This is a genomic window from Mesorhizobium huakuii (genome assembly GCF_014189455.1).
Taxonomy (GTDB): domain Bacteria; phylum Pseudomonadota; class Alphaproteobacteria; order Rhizobiales; family Rhizobiaceae; genus Mesorhizobium; species Mesorhizobium huakuii_A.
In genome coordinates this window covers 553,078-569,802 of record NZ_CP050299.1, presented here as the reverse complement: position 1 = coordinate 569,802, position 16,725 = coordinate 553,078, and the positions used below count along the sequence as shown (strand labels likewise).

At 61.4% G+C, this 16,725-nt stretch carries 16 protein-coding genes and 2 pseudogenes; 2 read left to right on the top strand and 16 right to left on the bottom strand.

Annotated features, from left to right (window positions below; genetic code table 11):
- Positions 1-383: 383 nt before the first annotated feature.
- The 11 genes and pseudogenes from HB778_RS40385 to HB778_RS40335 all read right to left on the bottom strand — a co-directional run bounded on the left by HB778_RS40385 (position 384) and on the right by HB778_RS40335 (position 12,528).
- Positions 384-2,282 carry a glycoside hydrolase family 127 protein gene (locus HB778_RS40385; protein ID WP_183465678.1) on the bottom strand — a complete coding sequence of 633 codons (1,899 nt, stop codon included), beginning with the start codon at positions 2,280-2,282 and terminating at the stop codon, positions 384-386.
- Positions 2,279-2,749, bottom strand: coding sequence for a substrate-binding domain-containing protein (locus tag HB778_RS40380; RefSeq protein ID WP_183465677.1), 471 nt, complete (start codon positions 2,747-2,749; stop codon positions 2,279-2,281). The genes HB778_RS40385 and HB778_RS40380 overlap by 4 nt, the downstream gene beginning before the upstream one ends.
- 298 nt (positions 2,750-3,047) lie before the next feature.
- Positions 3,048-3,203, bottom strand: a complete 156-nt coding sequence (ccoS, locus tag HB778_RS40375; RefSeq protein WP_095496053.1) for a cbb3-type cytochrome oxidase assembly protein CcoS — start codon at positions 3,201-3,203, stop codon at positions 3,048-3,050.
- On the bottom strand, positions 3,200-5,485 hold the full coding sequence (locus HB778_RS40370) for a heavy metal translocating P-type ATPase (RefSeq protein WP_183465676.1): 2,286 nt from the start codon (positions 5,483-5,485) through the stop codon (positions 3,200-3,202). Before HB778_RS40370 ends, ccoS begins: the two co-directional genes overlap by 4 nt.
- Positions 5,482-5,979, bottom strand: a complete 498-nt coding sequence (locus tag HB778_RS40365) for a FixH family protein (protein WP_183465675.1) — start codon at positions 5,977-5,979, stop codon at positions 5,482-5,484. The genes HB778_RS40370 and HB778_RS40365 overlap by 4 nt, the downstream gene beginning before the upstream one ends.
- Positions 5,976-7,534 (bottom strand): annotated as a pseudogene (ccoG, locus tag HB778_RS40360) (cytochrome c oxidase accessory protein CcoG). The gene HB778_RS40365 and the pseudogene ccoG overlap by 4 nt, the downstream one beginning before the upstream one ends.
- A 205-nt stretch (positions 7,535-7,739) precedes the next feature.
- Positions 7,740-8,603, bottom strand: a complete 864-nt coding sequence (gene ccoP, locus HB778_RS40355; RefSeq protein ID WP_183465674.1) for a cytochrome-c oxidase, cbb3-type subunit III — start codon at positions 8,601-8,603, stop codon at positions 7,740-7,742.
- Positions 8,604-8,605: 2 nt separating this feature from the next.
- Positions 8,606-8,755: a cbb3-type cytochrome c oxidase subunit 3 gene (locus HB778_RS40350; RefSeq protein WP_095496049.1), complete on the bottom strand. Its 150-nt coding sequence runs from the start codon at positions 8,753-8,755 to the stop codon at positions 8,606-8,608.
- Positions 8,756-8,766: 11 nt separating this feature from the next.
- Entirely contained in the window at positions 8,767-9,498 is a 732-nt protein-coding gene (ccoO, locus tag HB778_RS40345) for a cytochrome-c oxidase, cbb3-type subunit II (RefSeq protein ID WP_183465673.1), read from the bottom strand.
- Entirely contained in the window at positions 9,489-11,120 is a 1,632-nt protein-coding gene (gene ccoN, locus HB778_RS40340; RefSeq protein ID WP_183465672.1) for a cytochrome-c oxidase, cbb3-type subunit I, read from the bottom strand. The genes ccoO and ccoN overlap by 10 nt, the downstream gene beginning before the upstream one ends.
- Positions 11,121-11,781: 661 nt before the next feature.
- On the bottom strand, positions 11,782-12,528 hold the full coding sequence (locus HB778_RS40335) for a Crp/Fnr family transcriptional regulator (RefSeq protein ID WP_183465671.1): 747 nt from the start codon (positions 12,526-12,528) through the stop codon (positions 11,782-11,784).
- A 156-nt stretch (positions 12,529-12,684) separates the two neighbouring features.
- Here HB778_RS40335 and hemN point away from each other — a divergent pair, with 156 nt between their 5' ends.
- Both hemN and HB778_RS40325 read left to right on the top strand, forming a co-directional pair.
- On the top strand, positions 12,685-14,034 hold the full coding sequence (gene hemN / locus HB778_RS40330) for an oxygen-independent coproporphyrinogen III oxidase (protein WP_183465911.1): 1,350 nt from the start codon (positions 12,685-12,687) through the stop codon (positions 14,032-14,034).
- A gap of 732 nt (positions 14,035-14,766) precedes the next feature.
- A complete protein-coding gene (locus HB778_RS40325; RefSeq protein ID WP_183465670.1) occupies positions 14,767-14,976 on the top strand; it encodes a hypothetical protein in 210 nt (69 codons plus the stop codon).
- A 216-nt stretch (positions 14,977-15,192) separates the two neighbouring features.
- Here HB778_RS40325 and repC read toward each other — a convergent pair whose 3' ends face one another.
- The 5 genes and pseudogenes from repC to HB778_RS42640 all read right to left on the bottom strand — a co-directional run bounded on the left by repC (position 15,193) and on the right by HB778_RS42640 (position 16,441).
- Positions 15,193-15,330 (bottom strand): replication initiation protein RepC, encoded by a 138-nt coding sequence (gene repC / locus HB778_RS43360; RefSeq protein WP_348524808.1) that lies wholly within the window; start codon positions 15,328-15,330, stop codon positions 15,193-15,195.
- A complete protein-coding gene (locus HB778_RS43810; RefSeq protein ID WP_432421297.1) occupies positions 15,275-15,613 on the bottom strand; it encodes a helix-turn-helix domain-containing protein in 339 nt (112 codons plus the stop codon). Before HB778_RS43810 ends, repC begins: the two co-directional genes overlap by 56 nt.
- Position 15,614: 1 nt before the next feature.
- Positions 15,615-15,731: pseudogene (locus tag HB778_RS42645) on the bottom strand (cytochrome c biogenesis protein CcdA); the annotation flags it as partial.
- A 21-nt stretch (positions 15,732-15,752) separates the two neighbouring features.
- Positions 15,753-16,292, bottom strand: coding sequence for a DsbA family protein (locus HB778_RS40315; protein WP_244662150.1), 540 nt, complete (start codon positions 16,290-16,292; stop codon positions 15,753-15,755).
- Positions 16,293-16,294: 2 nt separating this feature from the next.
- Positions 16,295-16,441, bottom strand: a complete 147-nt coding sequence (locus HB778_RS42640) for a hypothetical protein (protein ID WP_244662149.1) — start codon at positions 16,439-16,441, stop codon at positions 16,295-16,297.
- Between the last annotated feature and the right edge of the window lie 284 nt (positions 16,442-16,725).

The window sequence follows — 16,725 nt, the reverse complement described above, 5'->3', positions numbered from 1 at the left end:
TGCCACCATCGCGTCGGCTATCTGCGTGAGATGCCGGTGGAGTTGAGCCGCAAACTGTGGACCGATTGCGCGAGGTTCCAGTGCCCGCCGCGTCGCCTCAAGCCACTGCGCATGAACGTCCGCATAAATCGGCAACGAAGGATGCAGTCTTATCAAACACGGACGCAGCTGATCGCACCAGTCTTTGGGTCCGCCCAGCCAGCGCCTTGCCCGCCTGTTGGCAGGGCCGGTCTCAATCCGGTCGTGGAACTCGAAAACCAGGGCACGGATCGCTGGACCGCGCCCGAGATGAGGGAAAATGCTATCCGAGACTTTTCTTGACTGCATCTTGACGGCATTCTTGAGTTGAGACGAGGGCTCTTCATGCGGCGACAGCGCCGAATTCAGCTTTCCAGCAGCCACACTTGCATCGAGCCTTTCGCCCGATTGTTCCAAAGAAAGTATGGCAGGGCGATTAGCCTGCAGTCGGAAACGACGGGCGGCGCATTCCTGTACAGGCTGTCTCCCCAGCCTTGGTCTACGACGCGCTTCGCGGGGGCGGTGAGCGTGACCACGCCATCGAAGAGGTCGCCCCGCTCCTCCGTTTCGATCCAGGCGTCTCGCGGCAATTTGAGCTGCTGCACTCGCCCTCCGGGATTGTCTACGTGTTCGACGCAATAGACCAACGGTCCGCGCTTGAGCGCCACCCGGCCGATGTCCTGACTGACCTTGGGATGAGCATAGATGCGCTCGGGAGGCATCGGCAGCTCGAGGGTGATCGTGTCTCCGGCATTCCATAGCCGCGAGATCGAAAGATAGCCATTCCTGGTGCATGCCTCCACGTCGATCGGATGTCCCTCGACCGAGGCTTCGGCTTCGTGCGCCCATCCGGGAATGCGAAGCTTCACGGCGAACTCGGCCGGGGCGTCAGGGCTGACCTCGATCCTGATCGAGCCGAACCATGGATAGGCGCTGGTTTCCCGCAGGAACACATTTCCCGTAGCAAGCCGGATGTTCGTCGAAATGCCGCCATAGAGATGAAAGGCGATTGCGTCTTCGCTGGCCGAGACGAAATAGCCTCCGACCGAAGCGATGAGACGCGACGAATTCATCGTGCAGCATGGGCATGTGTGCCAGGCCCATCGGCTGTGTCGCCCATCGCTGTCCAGCGGATTGGAGTAAAAATAGTGCTCGCCATCGCGCGACAGGCCGGTCAGCGCGCCGTTGAACAACGCCTGTTCCATTACGTCGGCATAGCGGCCGTCGAGATCGAGATGCAGCATCCGATGCGCCCAGAAGATCAGCGCTACCGAGGCGCAGGTCTCCGCATAGGCCGTATCGTTCGGCAGGTCGTGGTCTTCAGTAAAGCCTTCATTCGCGGCAGCCGAACCCAAGCCGGAGGTGATGTAGATCTTCGAGGTCATGACGTCGGCCCAGAGCACCTCGCATGCTTTCTTGAGGCCGTCGTCGTTCAGTTCCGCCGCGAGGTCGGCCATTGCGGAAAACATGTACATCGCCCGAACGGCATGGCCGACCACCTTGGTCTGCTCGCGCACTGGCCTGTGCGATTGGTTGTACTCATACCTCTTCGCCCAGAAATCCCCAGGGCTCTCCCCGCGCGCGACCGCTTCCTGATCGAAGTAGTGTGGCTGGCGGCCGCGCTCGTTGATGAAATAGGCCGCTAGTTCGAGATGCTTTCTCGCTCCCGTCAAGCGATAGAGCTTAATGAGGGCAAGCTCGATCTCCTGATGGCCGCAATAGCCGTGCTTCTGGCCGGGGTTCGGACCGAACGTCTTGCGCACATGGTCGACATAGCGCTCAAGGATGTCAAGGAGCCGGCGCCGGCCCGTCGCGAGGAAGTAGGCGATGCCGCCCTCGAGCAGATGTCCCAGATTGTAGAGTTCGTGATAGTCGCGCAGGTTGGTCCAGCGCTTGTCCGGCTCGCGCTGCAGGTGCCAGCAGTTCAGATAACCGTCGGCAGCCTGTGCATTTTCGAGATCGTCGACGATCTTTTCGATCCTGGCCTCGATGTCGGCGTCGGGCCTGTGTGACAGCGCATAGGATGCCGCCTCGATCCACTTGCCGGCGTCGGAATCCCAGAACACCTGCACGAAATTGTGCTGGTTGGGCGCGGAGCTCAGCGGCGGCGGGTTCGGCAATGTCAGGGACTGCAGGATACCGTGCTTGCCAAGCTGGACGTGCTGGGTGGGGATGGTCCGTGTCAGCACAGTCTCAAGCCGCTCGCGCCAGAATTGCCCCTCCAGCGCGACATCGACGAACTGAACCGGCTTGAACTCGTTCATTGGAACGCATCCGTTCCTGCAATGAAGTGCATTGGCGTGCTCACGGCTTCGACGATGCCCGCACGACCACTGAACACGGTCGACGCCTGACGCCGCTCGGCGATCATCTCCAGCACGCTGTCACCAGCGTCGCGTCCGAGCGCGTTCAGGTTCTCATCGAGGCTGGCCTGCCGCGGCCGCGTCGCAAGCACCATCCCGTCCCAGTTGTTAAATCCGACGATGGCTACGTCGGCAGGTACTGCCAGGCCAATCTCGCGCAGCGTGTCGCACGCGCCGCCGGCGATCTGATCGTTGCCGCAGAAGATCGCGTTCGGCGTTTGCGGTCCCGAGAACAATCTGGCCGCCGTGTCGCGCCCCAACGCCTCGGCTGACTTTTGGCTTTGGCCGTTCTTCGTGTCGGTCTTGATCCAGACCGGTCGCCGAGGTGTTCGGCGGCGCGATCCATTGAAGGAGCCGACCACTACCATGAAAAAACCCAAAAACCGCCAAGACGCTGATGGTGACGACTAAACTGTCCGTTAGACATGCGTTCTCCCTTGAAAGGCTGGTCGACGAAACCACGCCGATGAGGAGATAACCTTGATCTGGATCAGCCAGACATGACAAATCCGGGCGACGCCGTCCTTCGAGCGACAGGGGCTTTTCACAATCTGGCGTCAAGCGCGGTTTAGCTAAGCTAGCTGTGGAGCCTCAGCACTTTGTTCCCGAACAAGCCGTCTCGGCTGACGACCGGCATCCGCACAGTCGTCGGCACAGCGATCTGGGTCAGCGTTCCGGCTTGTCGTCCCGGTCGATGAGGATGCGCTCAGCGGCCCCGTGAAGATCCTCATATTGACCACTCCTCAAGGCCCACAGAAAGCCGGACAGCCCCAGCGCGCCAAGAAACAGAGCTGCTGGTATGAGGTAGACGAGCGTCGTCATGACGGCTGCACCGATGCGCGAATGCCCGCACGCGTTGCCGAGGGAGCCCCCGTCACCTCGGCGAGCACAAAACCCTGCAGGCGCAACGCATTTCCGATGACAAGCAGCGACGAAGCAGACATCGCGATTGCCGCGATCAGCGGCGTGACGTGCCCCAGAATGGCGATCGGCACAGCAATGGTGTTGTAGACGATCGCGATGGCGATGTTCTGGCGGATCAGCCGCCCGGCCTTCCGGGAGACGTCCAGGGCAAGGGGTACGGCCAAAAGGCTTTCGCGCAGGAACACGAAGTCCGCGGCGTTGCGGCCAATATCGGCAGCGGTGGCCGGCGCGATCGAGACATGTGCTGCGCTCAGCGCAGGCGTGTCGTTCAGGCCGTCGCCAACCATTAGAACCTTGTGGCCAGCTCTCGCCAGCGCTTCGATGCACTCGACTTTGCCGGACGGAACCAGGACTGGAACAAAGCGGTCGATGCCCAATGCTTTTGCGACATCGGCACAAGCGGCTGCTGTATCGCCCGACAGCATCTCCATGGACACCCGGGCATCGTTCAACTGCACAATGGCTGCCCTGGCGTCGGCACGCAGTGCGTCCTCGAAAACGAAGGACGCGACAATGATCCCGTCTTTCGTCAGAACCGTTCCGCCATAGCCATGTTTGCCTTCGCCACCGGTTCGGGCCCTCCATCCAGCCCATCCGCGCCGGCCCAGTCGCCAAGTGCTGCCCGCCGCGGTGGCTTCGATCCCGAAGCCCGGATGCTCGCTGACGGATTCGAGTTTCGGCTGACCGGCAAAGCCCGCGAAGCCGGCTATGGCCCTTGAAAATGGATGGCGGGAATGCGCGGCCATGTCGGCCGCGATTGCCAGCATGGCCGGCTTGATCGACGGCGCATTGACGAGATGGGGCTGTCCGAGCGTGAGCGTTCCGGTCTTGTCGAACACCGCCGTATCGATTGCCGCCAACCGCTCCATAGCGGAGCCATCCTTGACCATGATCCCACTTTCGAACAGGCGCCGCGCGGCGACCACCTGCACGATCGGCACGGCGAGGCCGAGCGCACATGGGCATGTGATGATGAGGACGGCGATGGCGATCGTCATCGCCCTGTGCCAGTCGCCAGTCGCCGCCATCCAGCCCGCGAACGTTACGAAGGCGGCAAGGTGAACCACTGGCGCATAAAGCGCTGAAACGCGGTCGGCAATCCGGCGATAATGCGCGCGACCGCCCTCGGCGGCTTCCATCAGCCGAACCATTTCTTCCAGGAAGGAATCTTTTGCGGCGGCTGTCGCCTGGACGGTCAGCGGGCCGGTGAGATTGAGAATGCCGGCCTGTACCGCCTCCCCTGACGCCACGGTTCTGGGAGTGCTCTCACCGGAAACCAGCGAACAGTCGAGATCCGAAGATCCCCGAATGATCTTGCCGTCGACGGGGATCCTTTCGCCGGCCGCGATCAGCAGCTGCATGCCAGGTTCGATCTCGCCAACCGGCAGATAGTCGTGCGCGCCATCGCCGCGCAGCACCATGGCGCCACGCGCCGCCAGCTGCGACAGGCCCTTCACGGCGGTTCGGGCTCGTTCGCGCATCACATGATCCAGCGTGCGGCCGATCAACAGGAAGAACAGCAAGGATACCGACGCGTCGAAATAGGCGTGGTCGCCATGGTTGATGGTCTCGTAAAGGCTCATGGCGTAGGCGAGCGACACCCCGACCGCGATGGGCACATCCATGTTCATGCGGCCGTGGCGCAGCGCATTCCACGCCGAACGGAAGAAGATGCCGCCGGCGAAGGCAAGTGCGGGAATAGCGATTAGCGCCGAGACCCAGTGGAACAGATCGCGGGTCGCGCCTGCGGCGCCCGACCAGACCGACACCGAAAGCAGCATGATGTTGCCGGCCGCAAAGCCGGCAACCGCGACGGCGCGGATCAGCTCCGACAGCGTCTTGTCCTTGCCGTAAGCCTCGGGTTCGAACAGGTGTGCGTCATAACCCAGCCGTCCAAGTGTGGCGACGAATGGCGGAACCTCGTCGCCGCGCCACCGGACCGAAACCCGTTTCGTCGACAGGTTGACGCGGGCGCCCTCGACCCGGTCCAGCTTTCCAAGCGCCGTTTCGATCGCCCGGATGCAGGCTGCACAATGAACCGCCGGTACTGAAAGATCGGTCTGATACAGGTCGCCGCCCAGCGAACGGCTCGCCAGTTTGATTTCTTGGCTCGACGGCAAAACGGATGCGGCGCCAGCGACATCCAGCGCCATTTCGGCGCCCGGTGCACAGCAGCTCATTGCAGCACACCTTGGGAAATGATGATACGGTGAACTTCCCGATAGGGCTCCGCGAGACCGGCGTCGGCATCGACTTCGACGATCCAGACGCCGTCCTTGGGCGTGTGGTACGCAGCAAATTCCTGATCCGTTGCGAAAGTTAAAATGATGGACTTGTCCTCGGCCTCATAGGCAGGATGACGGAACAGGACGCTGACGCTGTGCAACGGGACCGGCTTGCCGACGGCGTCGCTGAGGCTGTAACGGACTTCGCCCGACGCGATCGTCAGTTTGCCAGTCCAGCCGAGCGCGGCCTGCGCGCGCCATTCCTCGGCCCTCCTGTTGAATTGCTGGCTGGCCACATAGGTGTTTTCGACGACGAGGCCGGTCCAACTCGTATTGGCGAGTGTCGCCATGGTCAGATTGACGCCGATGACCACAGCGAAAAAGGCGAGAATGGTGACCAACATATGCCTGCCGGTGAATTCGCGGGATTTCTGCGGATTGGCGCTCATCTGACGATCTCCGGTGCGTTGAAAGTGGCCGTGTATTCGTCCGACTCGAAGCTCGCCTTGTCTTCGACCCGGAATTTGAATGTTTGCGCTTGGCCCTTGATCTGTTCCGCCGGCTGGCGAACGAAAACCTTCAGCATCTTCAGCCGGTCGGGTTCGACCGCAATGGCAAAGGAGCGATCCGCAGGCAGGTCGATCCCGACGACGCTCATCTCGGCCTCCGGCAGGCCCTGCATGGTGACGACGATCGTCCTCGGCTCGGGGATCATGTTGAGCAGCTTGACGGTGTAGCCATTGCGGATCGAACCGTCGGACAACGCGACGAACTGCGGATTGCGGTCGTGCAGAACGTTGACCTCGAGCCGCTCGCGCGTCAGCAGCGAATAGAGCAGGGCGAGACCGACCGCCGACCACGCACCCATGTAGACGAACGTGCGCGGCCTGAAGATCTTGCGAATGTGGAAATGGGCCAACCTGTCGGCGAAAGCGCCGTCGGCAGTGCGCACCAGCGAAGGCTTCGCCGCGCTGGAGCCGCCCCCGGTCGCCACCGCCATGTTGGCGTTGTAGTCGGACAGCGTCGCATAGGAGATCAGCCCGCGCTCCTTGCCGAGCTTGGCCATGACGCTGCCGCAGGCGTCGATACAGAGCGCGCAAGTGATGCATTCGAGCTGCTGGCCGTCGCGAATGTCGATCCCCATCGGGCAGACCGCGACACAGGTGTTGCAATCGACGCAGTCTCCGACCAGCTGCCCAGCGGCCTGAACCTTCTTGGCGTGACGCGAACGAGGTTCGCCGCGCCAATCATTGTAGGTCACCGTGAGAGAATTCTCGTCGAGCATGGCCGCCTGAATGCGCGGCCACGGGCACATATAGGTGCAGACCTGCTCGCGCATCAGTCCACCGAATGTGTAGGTAGTCGCCGTCAGCACGGCGATGGTGATGTAGCCGACGGGTGCGGCGGTTCCGGTGAAGACTTCGCCGATCAGCTTTGGCGCGTCGGCGAAATAGAAGATCCAGGCCCCCCGGTCGCCGTCCCTATGACCAGCCATATGGCGTGGTTCGATACGCGCAGCATAAGCTTGCGCGCTGTCCAGGGTCCGGCGTCGAGTTTCATGCGCGCGTTGCGATCTCCTTCGATCGCGCGCTCGACGACCAGAAACAGGTCGACCCATACGGTCTGCGGGCAGGTATAGCCGCACCAGGCCCGACCAACTGTGGAGGTGACCAGGAAAAGGCCGATGCCGGCCATGACCAGCAGGCCAGCCACGTAGTAGAATTCCTGCGGCCATATTTCGATGAAGAAGAAGTAGAAGCGGCGGTTGGCAAGATCGACCAGCACGGCCTGATCAGGCGCGAACGGCCCCCGATCCCATCGCAGCCAGGGCGTCAAGTAGTAAATGCCCAGCGTGATTGCCATCACCAGCCACTTGAAGCGGCGAAAGCTGCCTGAAGCGCGCTTCGGGTATACCTTCTTGCGCGGGGCATAAAGCGGCGGACGGGCCTTGGCGGAGTTGACCGATTCGGCTTCGAGCCGTTCAATTTGCGTGTTTTCAAGCACGAGAAGCTCCAGTCACTAGCGACGATTTCGCGGCGGAAGCCCGACCGATCGGTTCTGGCTGATGGCCACGTTGAGCACGCTTTGCCGCATGGCGAATTGCACCGCGTTGATGCAAGTCATTCGCCGGACGCCGGAATGGTGTCGAGGCCCGGCGCAAGCCGGGCCCCGTCGCTTGGCGGGGAGGGCCGAGAATAGGCTTCCGTTCCTATTCTCCGCCGCCAAGCGAATGCACATAGACTGCGAGTTCTTTGACCTTGGTCTCGCCGAGACGCCCGATCCAGGCCGGCATGACGCCGTGCTTCGGCGCGCGGACCTGCGCAGCAATAGCCGTCTCGCCCGGTCCATAGAGCCAGATCGCGTCGGTCAGGTCGGGCGCGCCGAGTTCCCTGTTGCCCTTTGCTGTGTCGCCATGACAGGCGACGCAATTTTCCGCGAAAACCTTGGCGCCGGGCTCGATCATACTTGCGTCCCGGACCAGGCCGGACAGGCTGGCAACGTAGGCGCTGACCTGTGCGATCTCGTCCGCCGTGATGATGTCGCCAAAAGCCGGCATTTCCGACAGGCGCGTATCCGGGTCTGACGCGAAGCGGATGCCGTGGGTGATCGTCTGCTGGATCTGCTCAGCGCTGCCGCCCCACAGCCAATCGTCGTCGTTGAGGTTTGGAAAACCCTTGGAGCCTTGCGCGCCGGAGCCATGGCACTGCACGCAATTGACCCTGAATGCCGCACCGCCGGCAGCGACGGCGAACTCGCGCAATGCGTCGTCGGCAGCAATCTCCGAGGCGGTTTTCGATTCCACCGCTGCGACATATTTGGCCTTGGCGGCTTCGGCGGCCGCCAGTTCATTCTTGACGTGGTTGCGGCTCGAATAGCCGAGCACACCTCTGGTCGCGGAAGTAAGCATTGGCCATGCCGGATAGGCGATGGTGTAGCCGATCGCCCAGACAATGGTGATGTAAAACGTCGTGACCCACCAGCGCGGAAGTGGGTTGTTGAGCTCCCGGATGCCATCCCACTCATGGCCGGTCGTTGAGATGCCCGAGACTTCGTCGATGTGCTCGCTGCTCATGATCAATCGTCCTTGAGAGGAATTCGAGCGGCTTCGTCAGCTTGCCTGCGGCCGCCAGGGCGAAGCGCGAAGGCAACGCATCCGACGAAGAAGAGCGCCATGGCAAGCAGGCCCCAGCTGTCGGCGAATTCCCGCATCAAATTGTAGTCCACGATCACACTCCTCAGCGGTAGCCGGCGGCTTCGTCGTAGGTCTTGAAATCGACCAATGTGCCAAGCATCTGGAGGTAAGCGACCAAGGCATCCATTTCGGTAACCTGCTGCGGATTGCCGTCGAAGTCGCCGAGCTTGGCCCTGGGGTAGCGCGCTTCAACGCCGGACGTATCGATGTTGGGATCCGCCTGCGCCATCAGATCGACATTGGCGTTTGCGATCATGTCATCGGAGTAAGGGACGCCGACACGCCTGTTTGCGATAAGATGCGTCGAGAAGTCTTTCACCTCGATCGGCGTATTCTTCAGGAACTCGTAGCTCGGCATGATCGATTCCGGCACCACCGAGCGCGGATCGGCAAGATGCTGTACGTGCCATTCGTTCGAGTAGCGGTCGCCAACCCGGGCGAGGTCCGGCCCGGTGCGCTTCGATCCCCACTGGAAAGGGTGATCGTACATCGACTCGGCCGCCAGGCTGTAGTGCCCATAGCGCTCGACCTCGTCGCGGAACGGCCTGATCATCTGGCTGTGGCAGAGGTAGCAGCCCTCGCGCACATAGATATTTCGTCCAGCAAGTTCGAGCGGCGAATAGGGCCGCATGCCTTCCACCTTCTCGATCGTATTGTCGAGATAGAAGAGCGGCGCGATCTCGACGATGCCGCCGACCGTCACCACCAGAAGGGAGCCAACGAGAAGAAGCGTGGCGTTCTTCTCGATGATGGCGTGTTTGTCCATCAAGCCCATTTTCTGGCTCCTGATCGCGCACGCTGGAGGGCGGGGATGGCGCCCGGCATCGGATCCTCCTCGCGTTGGTAGCCAAAGATGGTCATGGCGATGTTCCAGGCCATGATAAGGGCGCCGGACAGATACATCGCGCCGCCGATGGCACGCATGATGTAGTAGGGGTGCATGGCGGCGACGGTTTCGGCGAAGGAGTAGATCAGGAAGCCCTGCTCGTCGTATTCGCGCCACATCAGGCCTTGCATGACGCCGGAGACCCACATCACCGCCGCGTAAAGGACGATTCCGAGCGTCGCCAGCCAGAAGTGCCAGTTGACCAGCCGCAGTGAATAGAGCCGCTCACGGTTCCACAGCTTCGGCACCATGAAATAGATCGCGCCGAACGAGATCATGCCAACCCAGCCAAGCGCGCCGGAGTGGACGTGCCCGATCGTCCAGTCGGTATAGTGCGACAGCGAGTTGACCGTCTTGATCGCCATCATCGGGCCTTCGAAGGTCGACATGCCATAGAATGCGATGGCCATCACCATCATGCGCATGATCGGATCCGTGCGCAGCTTGTCCCAGGCGCCGGACAGCGTCATCAGGCCGTTGATCATGCCGCCCCAGGAGGGCATCCAGAGCATGATCGAAAACACCATGCCAAGCGTCTGCGCCCAGTCGGGCAGAGCGGTGTAGTGGAGGTGATGCGGACCAGCCCAGATATAGAGGAAGATCAACGCCCAGAAGTGGATGATCGACAGGCGGTAGGAATAAACTGGGCGGTTTGCCTGCTTGGGCACGAAATAATACATCATGCCGAGAAAGCCGGCGGTCAGAAAGAAGCCGACGGCATTGTGGCCGTACCACCACTGCGTCAGGGCGTCCTGTACGCCGGAGAAGGCGGAATAGCTTTTTGAGCCAACGAACGAGACGGGCATCGACAGATTGTTGATCACATGCAGCATCGCGATGGTCACGATGAATGACAGATAGAACCAGTTGGCGACGTAGATATGCGATTCCTTGCGCTTCAGGATCGTGCCGAGGAACAGGATGAGATAGGCGACCCAGACGATGGTCAGCCACAGGTCCACATACCATTCGGGTTCGGCATACTCGCGGCTCTCGGTGATTCCGAGCAGGTAGCCTGTCGCAGCCATGACGATGAAAAGCTGATAGCCCCAGAACACGAACCAGGCGAGATCGCCGCCAAACAGCCGGGCGCGGCAGGTGCGCTGCACGACATACAGGGATGTGCAAAGCAGTGCATTGCCCCCGAAAGCAAAAACGACGCCCGACGTATGCAGCGGCCGCAAGCGACCGAAATTGAACCAGGGCTCGATGTTGAGATCCGGATAGGCGAGCTGCAGCGCGATGACCACACCGACCAGCATGCCTACGACCCCCCAGATCACCGTTGCGACGGCCCCGTAGCGTATCGGCCCATCCATGTAAGCGGCGGGGTGGATGGGAACTGCTGGCTTGAACTCCGTGTTGCGCAACAGGATCGCAGTGAAGCCAGCCACGGCGAAGAACAAAACCCACATATGCTGGCGAAAAGGTTCATCTACGCCGAAGCCGGCAGCCACCAGGGCCGCAAAAGCAAACAGGCTTAGAAGGACGATCTCTGTGCCGAATTTCATCGCAAGTACCGATCTCCAATTCCGGCGGACCCAAATCCGCAGTGCATTAATTGCGCAGCCGCCGCCTGCTCGCCCTGATCCATGTCAGATCGCACGATTTTGCTTCGGGCAGCATCGAGTTCGGTGCGATCAGAAGGTGGCGATTGAACGAGGAAACGCAGCACGGGCCGCCCCGCTCATGGACAAGTCCGGCGTCCGCGGGCCGGCCGGCGTGGAGGCGATTCCGTGTGATGTGATGAAGTGCGCGCACAGGGATGCAGCTCTGCAATGCTCTGGAAAATATCGCTGATGCGCTGTCCAGCGTCGATCGCCTGAAGTGCCTCGGCACGGCCAACGCAATCCTCCCATTGTTGCGCAAGCGTTCACCAATATGAAGAAACGATCGTCTTTCCCGCCTACGAGGCCGCCGTCGTCGGCGGCGACGCCAGCCTCGCTTCTACCCGGCGGTTGCGCGCCGAACACGTCGAAGGCGAGTGCTTTGCTGGTTAGATGACTGAATTCTGCTAGCGATCGGCCATGGCGAGACGGTGGAGAATGCGGACGCCGTCGGTTTCATTCTGCGCGGCTTCTTCGAAGGCTTGCGGCGACACACATCGCTTTCGAACGCGAACAAATCCTGCTGCGTCGGAGTAGGCGACGGCCCCGCGCGCTTAGGTCTCATCTAAAGGGCGGTTGCGCCTCGGCCGCCGCAGCGCTGCTCCAGCCGGCTGACGCTGTCCACCGTGACACGGCGATTGTTCTCGATCCGGATCACGCCGTCCATTCTCAGTCTGGTCAGCTGGCGGCTCACAGTCTCGTTTGTAAGTCCAAGGAAATCAGAGATCTCGGCACGCGTCAGCGGCAGATCGAAGCACGCCGACCTGGCCGCCGGGCCAACACTGGAATCGATATTCCGGGCGATCATGAGGAGAAAGCTGGCCACCTTCTCCGGTGCGGTCTTGCGCCCCAGAGTCACCATCCATTCGCGTGCCTCGTCGAGTTCGTTCAGCGTCTGCTTGAGCAAGCGATGCTCAAGTTCCGGTGATTCCTTCATCATCCGTTCGATGGCCGCCCTCGGAAACGAGCACAGCAAGACAACGGTTGCCGCTTCCGCATTGATCGCGCTTTTCACCTTGAAGGGCCGTCCCAGAAAATCCGGTGCGAACTGGAGGCCGACGATTTGCTGGCGGCCGTCCGAAAGGCTCTTCGTCAGCTTCACCACGCCTGAAAGCACGTTTGAGTAGCTGTCGACGGCCTCGGCGTCGCCGATCAGTTCGACCCCCGGTTCGATCTTGTGCCGCGACGAAGTCTTGGCGAGCCGCGCCAAATCGTCTGGATCGAGCGCACCGCAGACGCCGCGGTGCCGTGCCTCGCAAGGTAGGCAAAGAACGGGAATGCCGGAACTATGAATATCTTGCCGTACTGTCATTCCATCGCTCTACCGATCCCAAGTGCCGGCAGGATAGCAATCGACGGTAGAAAAATCGTTGCGGCAGTTTGTCCGTGTTGGAGGTTGACCGAAATCAGGGCTTTGGCTGTTCGACGCGTCCAGAGTTCCGGCGACTCAAACATGGTGGACCACGACATGCGACCGGAATTAACTGCCAGACTTGGCGAGAACGTCCCCCGCTACACCAGTTACCCGACCGCGCCGCATTTCCATCCGGGCGTCGATGCGGCGGTCCAGAAAGGCTGGTTGGAGGCCCTCGAAGGCGGTGACGAGATATCGCTTTACCTGCATATTCCCTATTGTGACAGACTCTGCTGGTTCTGTGCGTGCCATACCAAGCAGACGCGCCACTATGAGCCGGTGACCGCTTATCTGCGCTCGCTACGCGCGGAGATCGCGACGGTTGCCGCCCTTATCAGCGGCAAGGTCTTCGTCCGCGCAATCCACTTCGGCGGCGGCTCGCCGACAATGCTGAAGCCCGAGGATATGGTGGCTCTAGGCGCGTTCATGCGGGACAGCTTCGATTTTGTTCCAAATACGAAAATCAGCATCGAGATCGATCCGAACGATATGGACGAGGCACGCCTTGATGCACTTGCCGAAATCGGCATGACGCGGGCGAGCCTCGGCGTGCAGGATTTCGATCCGAAAGTGCAAAAGGCGATCAACCGCGAACAAAGCTTTTTGCAGACCAAGGCAGTCGTCGACGGAGTTCGTTCCCGCGGCGTCGAGTCCGTCAATCTGGATCTGCTCTACGGCCTGCCGCATCAAACCAGCGAGAGCCTGTGTTCTACCGTCGCGCAGGCGCTCACCCTGGAACCGGACAGGATGGCGCTGTTCGGCTACGCTCACGTGCCCTGGTTCAAGAAACATCAGACGATGATCGACGAGGCCTGGCTCCCCGGTCCCACGGAGCGGTTCGCGCAATCGCAACTCGCCGCGCGGGCGATTTTGGACAAGGGATATGAAGCAATAGGCCTCGACCATTTCGCCAAGCCGGGCGATGCGCTGGCGGTGGCGGCCTCCACAGGGGCCCTGCATCGCAACTTCCAAGGCTACACAGAGGATCGCTGCGAGACGCTGATCGGCGTCGGTCCTTCGTCCATCAGCCGGTTTCGCCAGGGCTACCTGCAGAACAATCCTTCGACCGCTGAGTACGGACGTATGGTCGCCAATGGCGGGCTGGCCGCCGTCCGCGGCATCGCCTTTTCCGACGACGATCGCGTCCGTGGCTGGATCATCGAGCGGCTGATGTGCGATTTCGCCTTCTCGGCGATCGACCTGGTGGAGAGCTTCGGGCAAGCCGGCCAAAAGCTCCTTTTTCAGGCAAGCTCAATCGCTCTTCAGGATCCTGCTCGACTGCTTGAACTCCAAGGCGACAGTTTCGTCGTGCTGGCGGAAAGCCGTCCCTTCGTGAGGAGCGTTGCGGCGAAGTTCGACAAATATCTCGAAAGTGGAACGGCCAGGCACTCGGTGGCAGTCTGAGCACCGCAGAGGAACGGTCACGGTTTTCAGTCGATCGTGAACCGATTGCGCTACGTTTTGACCATTCACCGGCTACCGTCGCATTGCGGACCAGATACGAAGGTCTTTGGCCATAAGCGTCCGGGCTGGCGCGAGGTCGAGGACGATAGCAACTATATGTTCCGCCTCCAACGGGGTGAGAGGAACTTCTTGTCTCTAGGGGAGCTGGAGTTGTGGGTTAGCGCCGAATGGCCTGATCGCGCTGGTAGACTGCAACGTCTGCAGAACCTCAAGAGACGCCGTACCATCCATGCTTGGAAATCCGGCCCAAAACGATCTCCCAAGGGCTGCAAATGGCCGCTAAGACGCAAACTCGCATTTCTCGTCGACCAGAGGGAGTGGCCGGCTGCCAAAGGATCGTCGAGGAACTCGGCGCGGGCGTCTCATGCGCCCGCCGGCCTTCCCGAGCATCGCCTCATGCAGCTAGTTGCCGGAAATCATTCGTCCCCCACAGCTCACGCTGCGCGAAATCGCCAACCGGCACGAGGCTTCATGACGGGCACCGCGCGGCGCAAGGAACTGGGGGCCCTCATCCGTCAAGAACCTCCTCGACCGGGCGAGGCGGAACGGCTTGCTCAGTCAGGCCTCGCTGCAAGGATCGAGAAGTGTTATGGCGCGAACGCAGTACCCATCGCGCATCTCAACCCTAGCCCGAATTGGGCAAACAAATCGTAAACGCGGGAGCGCGCATTGATGGAAACCAGGATCATCGACAGCCGGGACGATTTTGCGCAATGGGCGATCGATCGGGCCAATGCGATCCTGACGGATGAGGGTTCGGAACTCGCCACCGCCGCGCGCAACGGAAACGAAGCCCAAATGGGTGAGACGGCACAGGCGCTCGGCCAAGCGATCGTCGAGGCGCTGCTTGAGGCGTTCGACGGTCTCGTAGGCGACGAATAAGCCACTGGCTTGGCCTGCATGACTGGCTCGCCAACGGAAACGGCCGGTACGCGGGCTCACACATCGATCCAGCATCATGATTCCTGCGCAGGCTCGGGACAAGCGTTTCCGAGACCCTCGAACCGCCCTTCCCTCCGATTGCCATCATCCGGCGGCCCATCGGTCTCCGCGGGCGTCTTTTCGGCATCGAGTTTGGCCGAAGCAGCGACGCCAAGATCATCGGCCAGGCCGAGAATTTCCCGTCCCCAGCGCGCGGTCCGTCAGGCAGCGCAAATAACCGCCGGCGCTGTTGATCTGATCAGCGCGTTGATAGATCGCGGTCAACGTGATCGCGGCCTGTTGCTCGCCCTGCACCTCGCAGGCCTCCCGCCACGCGCTCGGGGTGATCCCAACATGGGCCGGACAAGCTCGGCGCGCGCCAGAAAATCCCGCCGGTAGCGAATTTCGTCGCCCCGGGCGAGTTCCCGCATGCTCGGGCAGGCGGCCAGCAGGATCCCCATCGAAGCCGAAAGCCTGCTCGATCTCGCCTCCCCGACGCTACCTCGCATGTCTTTTGCCGTTGGGGGGTGTCCTGGCGAATGATCAGGCCGCATTCGACCAGAACCGCGAGATGACGGCGAAGGGTGGTCTGCGGCATGCCGTTGGCGCACCATCGGGTTGCCGACCATATAAGAGACGTAGCCCGGCACGACAGGCAGCACGCATGGCGAGAGGAACGAGATTGCACCGGCCGCCAGTGCTGTCAAAATGCCGATATTGGAATTTCAAACACCGTCTCAACCCTCCGGCTTTGCTCGCGCATTGGCGATGGAGCGTTGCAGCGTGGCAACATCGACCATCCCAGGGATCACTTCATCGCCGACCACCAACGCCGGCGTGCCGGTGATGTACAGATCGCCGGCGAGCGCGCCATTGCGCGCAATGGCGTCTGCGATGGCCGGGTCTTCCATGTCCCGCTTGAGCTGCTCAACGTCGAGGCCCACATCTGCTGCGATGGTCAAGGTGGACCTTTCGTTGACGAGGTCGTGGAAACCCATGAGGGCACGGTGGAACGCCTCGTATTTTCCCTGTTTGTGGGAGGCCAGCGCCGCCACCGCGGCGAATTTGGAAGCCGGTCCCAGGATCGGAAACTCTTTGAACACAAGCTTCAGACTCCAATCGTCCTTGATGGCTTGCTGGATATTGAGGGCTGCGTTCCGGCAAGGCGGGCAGTTGTAGTCAAAGAAGGTGACCAGAGCGACGTCGCTTTCCGGATTGCCAGCGGTTGGCGCCGCGGGGTCATTGAACAGTGCGTCGCGCCGCGCGGCAATGAGCATCTTCAATTCCCCGCGAGCTGGCGTCGGTCTTCGAGCTGCTGCAGGTAGTCTATGACAGCAGGATGATGTAGCGCCCCCAGCGCGGAAAAAAGCAGGGCGAGGGCTAAAAGAGCGATCGAGACGACAAGGCCGGGGGTTGGCTTGGACATGGGGCGGTCTCCGATTAACAGTGAACAGCAGGGCAGCAACGGTGCCTTTGGCGTAAACCCGGGCATCGCTTTTGATCGCTTGCCCGGCACTTCCCGGAGTACGGGAAGTTGCGGGGCTCTCTCGGTGCCGATGCCAGCTGGCAATGCCTCTAGGACGGCTTCACGCCCTGCCCCCAATGGCTGAGCGGCGCTCGCGCGAGCTGGCCGGCCGCAACCGCCCTTCGCCGGGCCGGATGGTTGATCCTCCACCGTCAAAGCGTCGAGGGGCCGCTCGCGACGGCCTT